Source organism: Deminuibacter soli (assembly GCF_003412455.1).
In the GTDB taxonomy this organism is placed as follows: domain Bacteria; phylum Bacteroidota; class Bacteroidia; order Chitinophagales; family Chitinophagaceae; genus Deminuibacter; species Deminuibacter soli.
Genome location: NZ_QTJU01000006.1, coordinates 274,114 through 287,086, shown reverse-complemented (window position 1 = coordinate 287,086; position 12,973 = coordinate 274,114). Strand labels below are relative to the sequence as shown.

Below are 12,973 nucleotides of genomic sequence, written 5' to 3'. Positions count from 1 at the left end.
AATTTAGCTATGAATACCTACAGACTGGAGCATGATTTCCTGGGCGAGAAACAAGTACCTGACGACAAATACTATGGCGTGCAAACACTGCGTGCAAAGGAGAATTTTAATATTACCGGTATTGCTATCAGCTCAGAACCTTTATTCATCAAGGCATTTGGTTATGTGAAAAAAGCCGCCGCGCTGGCCAATGCCGATGCGGGTGTGCTGGATAAAAACATCACAGACGCAATTGTGTTCGCCAGCGATGAACTGATTGCAGGCAAGTATGCTGACCAGTTTATCAGCGACCTGATACAGGGCGGCGCAGGCACTTCCTGTAACATGAATGCCAATGAAGTAATCGCCAATATTGGCCTGGAACACATGGGGCACCGCAAAGGTGAATACCAGTACCTGCATCCCAATAACCATGTGAACTGCTCACAAAGCACCAACGATGCCTATCCCACTGCATTCAGGCTGGCATTGTATTTAAAAATCAGTCTGTTTACCGAAGCACTGGAAAGATTGCAGGCTGCTTTTTATGAAAAAGGAAAAGCATTTGCCAATGTATTGAAAATGGGCCGCACGCAATTGCAGGATGCTGTACCGATGACGCTGGGGCAGGAGTTCAATGCATTTGCCACCACCATTGGGGAAGATGTGCTGCGTATGCGCGAAGTGCAGCAATTGATTACCGAAGTAAACATGGGCGCTACTGCCATCGGCACGGGTGTAAATGCGCCTGAAGGGTATGCGGCCAACTGTGTGCGTTACCTGGCTGAGCTGAGTGGTATTCCTGTTAAGCTCTCTGCCGATCTTATTGAAGCCACTTACGATACAGGTGCCTATGTTCAATTGAGCGGTACCATGAAACGCTGTGCCGTTAAGCTGAGCAAAATATGTAACGACCTGCGTTTGCTGAGCAGTGGCCCGCGTACGGGTTTAAATGAAATTAACCTGCCGCCCTTGCAGCCCGGTTCTTCCATTATGCCCGGCAAAGTAAACCCCGTAATTCCAGAAGCAGTGAACCAGACCTGCTTTTACGTTATCGGTGCCGATCTTACCGTTACCATGGCCGCAGAAGCAGGCCAGCTGCAGCTCAATGTAATGGAACCGGTAATCGGGTTCTCCCTGTTTACCTCGCTGGAATACATTACCCGTGCCTGTGACATGCTGCGCGAAAAATGCGTGGTGGGTATCACTGCCAATGCAGACCGCACCCGTGAAATGGTGATGCACAGCATTGGCATAGTAACACAGCTAAACCCTGTAGTGGGTTATGAAACCAGTGCCTCCATTGCCCGTGAAGCACTGGAAAGCGGCAAATCGGTGCACCAGATTGCCGTGGTGGAAAGAAAAGTGGTAACGCAGGAGAAGTGGGATGAAATTTATTCCATCGAGAACCTGATACATCCTAAATTCATTCGTTAGAAGTATAATGCAAGCCGGGAAATGAAAGTGGGCGAGGGTAGTAAAGTTCCCTGTGTGCTTTTGTTTCCCGGTTGTTTTTTGTCCTGTTTCTTATCATAAAACACAGCTTATGTTGTTGCTGCAATTACTGTTACTGCTGGTTGTAATACTCATCGGTTCACAGATGAAAGGCATTGGCCTTGGGGTAATGGGCATGCTTGGGTTGCTGGTATTTGTAGGTGTGTTTCACCTGCGCCCTGCAGAACCGCCGCTGGATGTAATGCTGATTATACTGGCTATTGTTACCACAGGAGCTACCATGCAGGCTGCAGGCGGTTTGCAGTACCTGGTAAGTCTGGCAGAACGCATTATACGCAGCAACCCGGCCAGGGTTACTTTTATAGCGCCCATCACTTCTTTTGTGCTTTGTTTGTTTGCAGGCACTTCGCACATTGTATATTCCTTGCTGCCCATTGTTTCGGAAGTAGCGGCAAAGAAAAGAATACGCCCCGAACGCCCGCTGAGCATTACCGTTATTGCTTCACATGTAGCCTTAACCGGAAGTCCTATGAGTGCCGCCACCGCTGCACTGGCGGTAATACTGGCCTATCCCGGCGCGGCCCTCGATATTATGAAAATAGGCATTCCTTCCTGTTTTATCGGCGTACTGGCAGGTGCGTTTTCCGTTCGTAAAATGGGTAAGGAGCTCGACCAGGATCCTGTGTTCCTCGAAAAGATGAAAGACCCTGCTTTTGCCAGTGCGATAGATCAGGAAACAGGCAGTGTATCTCAGCCGGTAAAACCCGGTGCTAAAACAGCTGTACTTATTTTTTGCGTGGCTATTTTACTGGTGGTATTGTGCGGCTCGTTCCCGTCACTGGTGCCGCGTGTGCCTGCCGGTAAAGCCGGTTTGCAGGTAAGTGCTGATGGCCGTTTAACCATGGGTTGTATTATTGAAATAATCACACTCAGTGCAGCTGCCATCATTATGCTGGTAACACGCACCAAGGCAACCGACGTAGTGCAAACCAGTATGTTCACAGCCATGGCATCTGCAGTTGTTTCTGTATTTGGCGTAGTATGGATGAGCGCCACGTTTATTGCCGCCAATGAAGCCGTGATAAGGCAGGCGCTGGGCGGTATGGCACAGGCACATCCCTGGCTGTTTACATTCGCCGTGTTTTTGATGGCTGCATTGATATTCAGCCAGGCTGCAACTACCAAAACCATGATGCCCCTGGGAGTGGCACTGGGCATTGCAGGTGCACACCTGATTGCCATGTTCCCGGCAGTGAATGCCGACTTTGTGCTGCCCGGTTATCCTACCTTGCTGGCAGCGATCAGCTTCGATAAAACAGGCACTACGCATATCGGCAAAATGGTGCTTAACCATAGTTTTATGCGTGCCGGACTGGTAACCATTGCAGTTGCCGTAGCCATGGGCTTTTTGCTGGGTCATTATCTTTTATAATGCAGGAACCTGCGGCAATGTGTTAATTGCAAAAGCAAAATTCCGCAAAGCATACGCACGGTACTGTACAGCGAGGTGCAAAAACGGTTGAGTGTTGAAAATCGCTGTTGTCACTTTATAGCAAAATCATTTTGGCAACCCTTATCAACTTGCATTCTCAAAGCGTTTGGCGGATAGTAAGCATCTTTTTTGCTAAAAAAAAGCTTGTTATTTAAATGCCAATCAATAGCTTTGCACCATCCTCGCATAAAAACCTCCATGAGAATAATGTCCCCCTTTGAAATGGCGTCTGTAAAGATGCAGTGGATGGTTATGTGCGCGGATCAACAAAACAAATTAGAACCTTTGGTTTTATAAACTTGGTTTAGCTAAAGCTTCTTAAATAGACGATGCTGATTATTCAGAAGGGTTCGTCTCTACTTACCCTTCTTTCTTTTTAAGAAGTGTTACAGCCAAAAGAATTTGAATTTTTTTCTCATGTGCGTAAAATACGCGACCGGGGAATGTTTCTACATTCCCTTCTCTTTTTTTAAGAAGGTTCAAAGTTTAAATAGTTTCAAAGTTCAATGGTTTCAAAGTTCAAATAGTTTCAAAGTTTGAAGTTTAAAGTTTGAAGTTGCACCCGGCGTGGTTGTAAGGGAAGGGCACCAGGTACCGCGGTGTTTTCTTTTGAACAATTGAACCAATTAAACGATTGAACTATTCACCCCCATCAAACCATCCAGCCATTCAACTATAAAACCATCTCCCCGGTTTCTCCTTGTTTCCGATATTTGCAGCTTAAATCATGTAGCATATGCGCGTTGCGATTAATGGAATGGGACGTATTGGCCGGCTGTTGTGCAGAAAATTGTTGCAGCACCCGACTATTGAACTGGTAGCAGTAAATGATGTAATGGATACCGATAACCTGGTGTACCTGCTGAAGTACGATTCAGTATATGGTACGCTGGCAGACGAGATGCAACACACGGGCGATACCCTTGTCATCAACGGCAAAACCATACGCGCCACGCGGTTTGGTCATCCTTCACAGCTGCCCTGGAAAGAGTTGCAGGTAGATGTGGTACTGGAATGCTCGGGCAAGTTCACCACCCGCGATGCAGCAGGCACCCACCTGCAGTCAGGTGCAGGCAAGGTATTGCTTTCTACCACCGGCGCGCCGGATATACCTTTGCTGATTTATGGTTTTAACCAGCATGCACTTACCAAAGACATCAACATTATTTCTCCCGGCGGCTGCATGACCAACTGCAGTATCCATATTTTATACCTGCTGCAATCCATCGGCATTGAAGCAGCGCAGGTAAACATACTGCATTCCTACACCTCCCGCCAGGCATTGGTAGATGCACCTGCCAAACAGTTCCGCCGCGGCCGCGCAGCAGCAGAAGCCATTATCCCGGTTGAAATTGACCTGGCAGTATCATTGCAGCGCCTGTTTCCCACTATACCCGCCATTGCAACCATGAGCACGCGCGTGCCGGTAGCCAACGGTGCCATGGCCGATTTTACGGTGCAGCTGAAACACGAAGCCAGTGCTGCCGAGATCAACAAACTGTTTGAAACAGCTGCAAAGCATGAGTTTAAAGGGGTGGTGGGGTATACCACCGATCCGCTGGTATCACTCGATGTAAGGGGGAATACCCATTCCTGCTTAATTGATGGTGCATTGACCAGCAGTGCAGGCAAACTGATCAAATTAATTGCCTGGTTTGATAACGAATCCGGTTATACTTCCCGCATGGTAGACTGGCTGGAACTGATAGGCCGTTTATAACAATACTGCAGTAAGGAGCGGTGGCAAAACCGCTCTTTATCTTTAAACAGCCGGTTAGTGGCTGAAAATAAATGAATCTATTTGTTTAATTAATTAATACAATAGATATATTTTTATTCTTTTTTCTTTATATTCAATTAATTACCACCTCTTTACCTCAATTTTTTATATTTTGGTCGCAGGATAACATCACTAATGGCCAATAAAGAGAATTTTGCTTTCAACAGAATTAAAGCAGTGCTTGCCGAAAAACATGTGCTGAACCAGGATCTGGCGGCTGCCCTCGAGGTAACTACACAGGCGGTATCGGCCTGGTGCACCAATTCCAAACAGCCCTCGGTAAAAACCTTATATGATATTGCAAAATTCCTGAAAGTCGATATCCGCGAACTGCTGGTGCCCACCAGCTGGCCAAAAGATTAATACACAGTCACTTCCCCGCTAAAACGTTTCAATAACATTTGTTTAACAACGCTTGCGGTTAAAAACTTATCATTTTGTGCTTATTTCGTTGCATTGATGATTTTCTGCACAAAATGAATAGTGCCGTAATCTGCGGCCTTTGGTAAGCACCGTTATTGCTTTATCATTATCTCTATTATCCTTTATGAAAAATCTGGTGTTCGTATGTATTGCCTGGTTGTGTATCCAATCAGCCGTTGCGCAAACCGGCGTTTTTTGTTCGGTACGCGACAATAACCTGCCCGCCCTTACAGATGCCCTTAAAAGAGGAATGGATGTAAACATGCGCAATGAACGTGGTGAAACATTGCTTGCCGCAGCATGCAATGCCAACCGTACAGCAGCCGTGCAGTTGCTGCTGGAAGCGGGTGCAGCTGTAAACACCACCGATAATGCAGGCAACACGCCGTTGATAGGTGCTGCATTGCGTGGTTATACCGGCATCTGCAGCCTGTTACTGGATGCAGGCGCTGCAACAGACAGCAGTAATGCAGCAGGCGCTACGGCATTGATTATTGCTGCCACTTTTGAGAGAACCGATATTGTTGCCCGGCTGCTGGAGAAAGGCGCCGGTAAACAGGTAAAAGATAAAACAGGACACGATGCCCTGTACTATGCACGTAAACAGGGCTACAACAACATTGTGAACTTATTGCGCAGTTAACACCGCGCATCCTGGAAAAACCAATTTCACTTGTACCGCCGCAGGCTTGTTCCTGCGGCATTTTTTTTAACGCCAGGCTACCAGTTCAAATGTACCCTTGATCTGTCTCCACAGCCGCAGGCACATTTGCTTCAGGCACTCACCCATGGTCTCCAATCGTCTCGACTGTCGATTCTCGATTCCCGATGGCTTCCAACAGGGTATTTCTTGCCCAAACGGGCGGTTTTTCTACAGCTGCAGCGTTGGGTGATATGCTGTTCCATATGCTTAAAACGCGCATACAAATTGATTCAGGGCTATTGACACCTTCTTTTATTCACCCTGAAAAACTGCACCATGCAACAGGTACATTTTAAAGAAGACAGCCGCCATATGGTGGTGGCAGAAGCGTTTAACAGCCTGGAAGAAGCGGAACAGGCTGCCGACAGTTTCCTGGAAGAAATGACATCAATTGATGAATGCGGTACCCATTATGTTCGTGTGCAGGTAAGCGGAATGCCCGATACCATGCAGAACGGTACTTATTATTTTGATGTGGTTACACACCTGTAAAAGCACCGGCGCACTGTTGCAGTACATTGAAATACTGTCGCAGTGCGCTTTTTCGTGTTGCAACAGCAATGTGGAATGGTGTGGCACACGTGGTATTGGCATGTTTGTGGCAAAGAGAAGAATGAATCCGAATTGTTCATCTAAAACTGATAACCTATGTTACGTTGGACTGTGACTTTTTTAATCATCGCTATTATAGCGGGTATTCTGGGCTTTACCGGCATTGCTGCCGGAGCTGCAGAGATAGCAAAAATCATCTTCTACATTTTCGTTGTATTACTGGTAGTATCCTTCCTGTTTGGCCGCAGAAGCGGTGTGTAGCATGGATTGCATGAACCGGCAATGTATAACGGTGGCAGGCAATTTGTACAACTTAACCTAACCAAATCATAGTGTTATGGCTAAGTATTCGCCCAAAAGCGGGCAGAAAGTTGAGCAGAGCATGCACGAAATGAAGGAAGGTAAGTTGCGCAGCGGACGCAGCAATAAAAAGGTAACCAATCCCCAACAGGCTATTGCCATTGGTTTGTCCGAAGCAAGGGCTGAAGGGGCAAAGGTGCCTAAAAAGGCTGCACGTAAAAAGGTTGCAAAGAAAGCAGCACCGCGTAAGCGTGCTGTTAAAAAAGCAGCCGTACGCAAAGCTGCGCCACGCAAAAACGCCATCAAAAAGGCTGCACCACGCAAGCGGGCAGTAAAGAAAGCAGCGCCGCGTAAGCGTGCTGTTAAAAAGGCCGCTGTTAAACGTGCATCCAAACATGCCGGTGCATAACACCGCAAACCGGTTACCTTATACTACTCACTAACCCATTAACGTGTGAAGGGTAACCTTAAAAAGGGATATCGTAAAACATATCCCTTTACTTTTAAAACGCATGACGTAAACGCTTCATCTATGAAAAATGTACTGTACAGCGCCCTCGCAGGCGCCCTTTTATGGATAGCTGCCGGATGCGGCGGCCAGTCTGAAAAAACACCTGCCGCAGGTAGCAACAGGGATTCTGCCAGCAGTGCCGGCACCGATTCTATGGTGAATAACTCCGCAGGTGAACCACGCATACTGGACACCACCAAACGCGGCGATTCCGCGTTGAAAAAGTAAGTCTTCGGATGTTTGCCATATCCCCGTTTTTCATATGGCAAATGCTGTATGATAGTTACACTTAAGCCCTGCAATGGAAGTTGCAGGGCTTTGCTTTGCCTGGCAGCAGGCGGTGTATATATGCCGTGCGCAGGGGTTGTAAACGACAATAGGGTGGTGTATCTTGACATCCGTTCAGAGGTAATTCAAATAGTTGGATAGTTCAATGGTTTGTGGTTAGCTGGTTTAAAAGTTACCGGATCAGGCCCGTCAAATCGAACTATTAAGCATTTGAACATTTGAACAATTAAATTACCAAACCATGTCAACTATGCCTGCTGCAAAACAAACACCTGTACAAACTGTGGATGATTATATTGCCCTGGCACCCGTTGCTATGCGGGAAGCGCTCACAACACTGCGCAACAACATACTGGCTGCGGTGCCCAAAGCAGAAGAGCTGATCAGTTACCAGGTGCCTACCTACAAACAAAATGGCGCGCTGGTGCATTTTGCTGCTTTTGCCAAACACTGCTCATTGATTGTGGTAAACAAAGACCTGCTGGTTTTTTTTGAGAAAGAACTGCAGGGGTTTAAAACCAATGGCGCTACCATCCGGTTTACACCTGGGAAGCAGTTGCCCGCCACTTTGGTAAAGAAAATATTGCAGCAGCGTATTAAGGAAAATGCAGCCAGGATGAAGTGAGCAGATGCCGCGGCACTGTCGTTTTCGGGTAAGTATTATACCAATATGGTGTACGAATACGCAACGCCCACAGATCTCAGCACCACTGCAATAAATGCCTATTGGTTTAAATATGTACTGATTGCCGGATCGTTACGGCAATCGATGGAAAAAGACAGGGTTAATGTGAATGACTATACGGCTGTAGAACGTTATGTCAGCACACATTCCGGTAAGTAAGGCCCACCGTGAACAACCCCTGAGACTGTTTTGCAACGGTCTTTTTTTATGCCTACCCGGAAGCTGATGCCGTTTGGCCCTTCTCTGCAACCGGCTTGCCGCTGACTAAAATGGATGCAATTGCATAACGCGTGTAATTTACCGGTGGTGCAATTATTGTGGTGCTGATAACCTAAACAATACACCGTATGAAGTACAATTTGTTAGGCAACACCGGGTTGAAAGTATCGGAACTTTGCCTGGGTACCATGACGTTTGGCGGAAAGGGCTGGGCAAAAGCTATCGGCAGTCTCGATCAGCAGGCAGTAGACCAGATTGTAAAACGCTCTGTTGATGCGGGCATCAATTTTATAGACACAGCCAATGTGTATTCAGAAGGGCTTTCAGAGGAGCTCACCGGGCAGTCGATTAAAAACCTGGGGTTGCACCGCGACGACCTGGTGATTGCCACCAAGGTGCGCGGACAAATGGGGCAGGGGCCCAACGACAGCGGCTTAACACGTAAACATATTATGAGCCAGGTAGACCAGAGCCTGAAAAGGCTGGGCCTTGATTATATCGATTTGTACCAGGTGCACAGCTTTGACCCGCTCACACCCTGGCAGGAAACATTGTGGGCGCTGGACGACCTGGTAAAAAGCGGCAAGGTGCGTTATATCGGTGCAAGCAATGTTGCTGCCTGGCAGCTGATGAAGGCGCTGGATTTTTCTGCCTATAACCGTGTGGCAGGCTTTGTTTCCCTGCAGGCTTATTATACTATTGCCGGCCGCGACCTGGAGCGTGAGTTGATTCCACTGCTGAAAGATCAGCGTGTAGGCTTGCTGGTATGGAGCCCGCTGGCTGGTGGATTGCTGAGTGGTAAATACAAACGCGATGAAAAAGCAGAAGGTGCAAGACGTACGGCCTTTGATTTTCCGCCTGTAGACAAGGAAAGAGCTTTCAACATATTGGATGTGCTGCACCCGATGGCGGCAGCTAAAAAGGCATCTGTAGCCCAGCTGGCGCTGGCATGGCTGCTACATCAAAAAGTGGTGACTTCGGTGATTATCGGCGCCAATAAAATGGAGCAGCTGGAAGATAACCTGTTATCGGTAAACGTACAGTTTAGTGAAGATGAACTGCAGCAACTACATGAAGTAAGCCAACTGCCGGCAGAATACCCGGGCTGGATGCTCGACTTTACAGGCAAGGACAGGAATATTGAATAAGGAACAAAGAATGTTGAATGAGCAGGATGGGTTATCACTTCTTGGAGACAAGCGGGTAGGGAGATGCCAAATCAATTGTGCCTGATTTTACCAGCAGGAAATGCCATTATTGTTTATGCTGATTTTCAGCCGGATGTGGAGTAAGTGAGGTGAAGTATCCGGGCATACAATTAACACCGGGCCGTTTACGAATACGGCCCGGTGTTGTTATTAAGCTTTTTGCTCATTGGGTATAGCCGGTTCGTCGTGGCTGTTTTTATGGAGGTGTTTGCGCAGTGCAGAAGGCAATTGCAGCAGGCGGTGATGTACCAGGTAATGAATAACCTTTTCCTCCATCCAGTGATGCAATGGCAGCAGCATGGCTACCAGTACAATTTTTACCAGCAATACCTTGATTGGCTCGCCGTGTGTAATGGCGTGAATCTGGTTATCGGCCAGCAGGGTAATGAATTCAAACAAAAAAATAAAAGAGAAAAAGCCCAGCGCGCGTACCACAGCGGCAGGCACTTTAAAAATACCCATCATCAGCAGTAAGGTAAACACGCAAACAATGCTGATGGTAATACCAATGTACTGGATGTTGTGTTTGCGTTGTTCTTCCTGCTCATGGCGTATGGCCTCACGTTCCTTGCGCTTGTTTTCATTGTCAATTTCCATGGTCAGCAGGTCTTTTTCCTTGCTCAGGGTATTGAGGCTGTCACGGTAGCTGTAATACTGCCCCATGTACATGCCTGCGGTTTTATAGTCTCCCTTTTTGTAATATAAAGAATCCAGGTCGCTGGTGATGTCGGCAACAGACTGTAAATCGTGCGTGGCATTGGCACATTGCAGTGCACGTTGTTTGTATTGGATAGCGGCGTCCAGGTTGCCCATTTGTTTGTACAGCTCTGCATAGTGGTTAAAATAGTCAACGCGCTGGTAGTCGGTAGCATTGCTGTTGAAAAAGGGCTCTACCTTGCGCATGTAATACAGGCTGCTGTCGTAATTGTGCTTCAACAGGAAGATATAGCCGTTTGCCTTATCCAGCTCATTGCTCATGCCGGCGTCGATAATAAATTTGCGTACCTCGGGCTTGTTGAGATAAGCTGCGCCCTGCTCAAACAATTGTGAAGCATAATACATGTTCAGTAAGCCGAGGTATACGTATATTTTCGATTCTGCATGGTGCAGGCTGTCTGCCAGTGCTGCCGCCTTGTCGAAATACAGTTTACCGAGCGATAGCTCTTTTTCGTTGGAGTAGAGCCCGGCTATTTTCATATAATCATCAAACACCAGCATGGGCTTGTTTCTGCGCTGGTCAATATCCACCATACGGAAGGTATATTCGCGTGCCTTGGGATAGTTGCGCAGGTTCTGGTAAAAATCTCCCATCCGGTAATATACAATACGCAGTAAAGCGTCATCGTTGCTTTGCTCGGCGAGCGACAAACCTGCCAGTAAATGGCGGAAGGCGGTAAGCATGTCGCGCTTGTACACATAGGTTATGCCAAGACCATTGCAGGCTTCTATTTTTAATGAATCTGCATGTGGTGTTTCGGCAAGTAGCGTGAGTACCTGGTTGCCATCTGCAATGGCTTTGTCGGGCATACCTGAGCGCCGGTAAAATTCAGACCGCAGCAGGTACACCCTGGACTGCAGGATTTCACTGGTGGTATCCTGCGCAACAGCAAGCGCATGGGCAATGTCGTCTAGCCCGTGGTGTACATTATCGAGCCTGTTTACATTGTTGAGGTAGCGGGCTGCGCTGTTGAGATATGCGTTTACGGTAAGCAGGTGGCTGCGTGATTGCTCTGCCTGTGCAATGGCAGTAATGGCAAAAGAATCTGATATGGCAATATTGTGTAAAAACCAGAAATCGCTGAGGTCGCCTTCGGCGTTGATTTTCTCTGTGAGGTTGCCGGCTGTTTGCAGGCGGCTGGTAAGGCTGTCGCGTGTTACATCCTGCTGCGCTGAAGCTGTGAACAACAATAGCAGCATACTCCCCAGCAATACATATTTTCTCATGATCCGTTAGTGTTGAGGCAACAAGATACTCAAAAAATGCCACCTGCAGGGCAGCGCCGGCGATGCATGCGCTAATAAAAAACAGCACCCGCCACGAGGGAAGGTGCTGTATAAAAAAAGGGAAGCGCGCTTAGTTTTCTGTTACCGGTAAGGGAAACATGGTCCACACATCATCACCGGGACGGTCGATAGGTAATTCGCCCAGGCGGTTGTAGCGGCGCATGTCAACCCAGCGGTGGCCTTCATAAAACAGGGAATACCTGCGCTGGTTAAGCATTTCGGTAGTGAGTGCATTTTGTGTTACTGCGCCGGCATAAGCAGGCAGGTTATGTTTTGTGCGAATGACGTTCAGCGCCACAATTGCGTCGGGGAAACTGTTCAATGCAATTTTGGCTTCTGCATATATCAGTATCAGTTCTTCGTTACGGATAATAGGCATGGGGGCAGTGCTGGAGGTGTATACCCAAACATCCCTGTTGCTGCTTAAGCCGTTTAAGGAAGCGGTTGCATTGCGCAGGGGGGCCTTGTTAATCCTGTCGTCGCCAGGGGTAATATCGGTTGCATAGGAAGGATGTGCCACACGTATTTCACCTGCCTGGTTCAACGGGATAAAAGCCGGGTTAAGCTGGTCGCCAGAGCCTGTGCCGAATACATGGTTAACGCCTGTATTGAAATCGCCGTTGAGGCTAAAGAAGGAATCGTTCAAATACGTTAATGCACTGGCCCATTGCTGGCGGTATACGGCTACCCTGGCCGCCAGCGAACGGTTAAACTGTACAAGTCCGGCTGCATCGCTGAATGAACCAAAACCTGCGAGCGGAAAGGAAACTGCAGCCCCGGTTAAATCAGTCTTTGCAGAATCGAGCAGCAACGCGATGGTGGTTAAAGCCGCGTCGTATCCTACAATGGGACCCAGGTGATCAGGATCGTTTACATCGATGCGGATGCCATTTGAATCGGTGAGATTAAGATTTAACAGCAGCTGGTAGGCTTTGATGGTTTTTGCAAACCCGCTGTATCCTTTTTTCTCCGCATCGGTAATGGTAGTGGCATTGGCAGCGGATTGTATCAATATATTGCAGTTTTTAATCACGCGGTAGTGGGATGCCCAGGGTGTGGTGATATAAAAATTACTGCTGCTTAAAGTGCCGCTGTTGGCGCCGAGCAGGTCGGTTACATAACGCGGTTCTGACCCGGAGAAGCGGTAACCTTCACGGCCAATGGTGCCTACATCATCAAGATAGAGCGCGGCATTATTGCGCATGCCCGATTCGGTGCCGCTTACCAGATTGTTTAATTCGCTTTTGGAAGCGTTGTTTAAAAATTGCTCGGCAGTAGGTGAGTTAAGGTTGCCGTAATCTTTTTTGCAAGACCACATGCAGCATGCCAGCGCCAGTAATATTGTTGCAGGGAAATACATCGTTCGTTTCATGG

General features: G+C 47.7%; 14 protein-coding genes. 12 read left to right on the top strand and 2 right to left on the bottom strand.

Going from position 1 to position 12,973, the window contains the following annotated elements; translation table 11 throughout:
• Positions 1 to 9: 9 nt before the first annotated feature.
• The 12 genes from aspA (at position 10) to DXN05_RS17010 (ending at position 9,535) form a co-directional block, all read left to right on the top strand.
• Positions 10 to 1,416, top strand: coding sequence for an aspartate ammonia-lyase (gene aspA / locus DXN05_RS17060; protein ID WP_116848476.1), 1,407 nt, complete (start codon positions 10 to 12; stop codon positions 1,414 to 1,416).
• Between the two features lie 109 nt (positions 1,417 to 1,525).
• Entirely contained in the window at positions 1,526 to 2,866 is a 1,341-nt protein-coding gene (locus DXN05_RS17055) for an anaerobic C4-dicarboxylate transporter family protein (protein WP_116848475.1), read from the top strand.
• Between the two features lie 796 nt (positions 2,867 to 3,662).
• Positions 3,663 to 4,646, top strand: a complete 984-nt coding sequence (locus tag DXN05_RS17050) for a type I glyceraldehyde-3-phosphate dehydrogenase (protein WP_116848474.1) — start codon at positions 3,663 to 3,665, stop codon at positions 4,644 to 4,646.
• A 195-nt stretch (positions 4,647 to 4,841) separates the two neighbouring features.
• Entirely contained in the window at positions 4,842 to 5,069 is a 228-nt protein-coding gene (locus tag DXN05_RS17045) for a helix-turn-helix transcriptional regulator (protein ID WP_116848473.1), read from the top strand.
• 184 nt (positions 5,070 to 5,253) lie between these two features.
• On the top strand, positions 5,254 to 5,772 hold the full coding sequence (locus DXN05_RS17040; RefSeq protein ID WP_116848472.1) for an ankyrin repeat domain-containing protein: 519 nt from the start codon (positions 5,254 to 5,256) through the stop codon (positions 5,770 to 5,772).
• Positions 5,773 to 6,108: 336 nt separating this feature from the next.
• Positions 6,109 to 6,324, top strand: a complete 216-nt coding sequence (locus DXN05_RS17035; RefSeq protein WP_116848471.1) for a hypothetical protein — start codon at positions 6,109 to 6,111, stop codon at positions 6,322 to 6,324.
• Between the two features lie 156 nt (positions 6,325 to 6,480).
• Positions 6,481 to 6,645: a DUF1328 family protein gene (locus tag DXN05_RS17030; protein ID WP_116848470.1), complete on the top strand. Its 165-nt coding sequence runs from the start codon at positions 6,481 to 6,483 to the stop codon at positions 6,643 to 6,645.
• A 76-nt stretch (positions 6,646 to 6,721) separates the two neighbouring features.
• The gene (locus DXN05_RS17025; RefSeq protein WP_116848469.1) at positions 6,722 to 7,093 is read left to right on the top strand and encodes a DUF6496 domain-containing protein; all 372 of its coding nucleotides are present in this window, start codon (positions 6,722 to 6,724) and stop codon (positions 7,091 to 7,093) included.
• A 123-nt stretch (positions 7,094 to 7,216) separates the two neighbouring features.
• Positions 7,217 to 7,423: a hypothetical protein gene (locus DXN05_RS17020; RefSeq protein WP_116848468.1), complete on the top strand. Its 207-nt coding sequence runs from the start codon at positions 7,217 to 7,219 to the stop codon at positions 7,421 to 7,423.
• 301 nt (positions 7,424 to 7,724) lie between these two features.
• Complete coding sequence (locus tag DXN05_RS17015; protein WP_116848467.1) at positions 7,725 to 8,108, top strand: iron chaperone; 384 nt, start codon at positions 7,725 to 7,727, stop codon at positions 8,106 to 8,108.
• 45 nt (positions 8,109 to 8,153) lie between these two features.
• On the top strand, positions 8,154 to 8,327 hold the full coding sequence (locus DXN05_RS24735; protein ID WP_158559288.1) for a hypothetical protein: 174 nt from the start codon (positions 8,154 to 8,156) through the stop codon (positions 8,325 to 8,327).
• Positions 8,328 to 8,515: 188 nt separating this feature from the next.
• The gene (locus tag DXN05_RS17010; protein ID WP_116848466.1) at positions 8,516 to 9,535 is read left to right on the top strand and encodes an aldo/keto reductase; all 1,020 of its coding nucleotides are present in this window, start codon (positions 8,516 to 8,518) and stop codon (positions 9,533 to 9,535) included.
• Positions 9,536 to 9,745: 210 nt separating this feature from the next.
• On the opposite strand, the gene DXN05_RS17005 is transcribed toward DXN05_RS17010, so the two are convergent.
• Together DXN05_RS17005 and DXN05_RS17000 are read right to left on the bottom strand one after the other, a co-directional pair.
• Positions 9,746 to 11,539, bottom strand: a complete 1,794-nt coding sequence (locus DXN05_RS17005) for a tetratricopeptide repeat protein (protein ID WP_147313959.1) — start codon at positions 11,537 to 11,539, stop codon at positions 9,746 to 9,748.
• A 130-nt stretch (positions 11,540 to 11,669) separates the two neighbouring features.
• On the bottom strand, positions 11,670 to 12,971 hold the full coding sequence (locus DXN05_RS17000; protein WP_116848464.1) for a RagB/SusD family nutrient uptake outer membrane protein: 1,302 nt from the start codon (positions 12,969 to 12,971) through the stop codon (positions 11,670 to 11,672).
• Positions 12,972 to 12,973 lie beyond the last annotated feature (2 nt).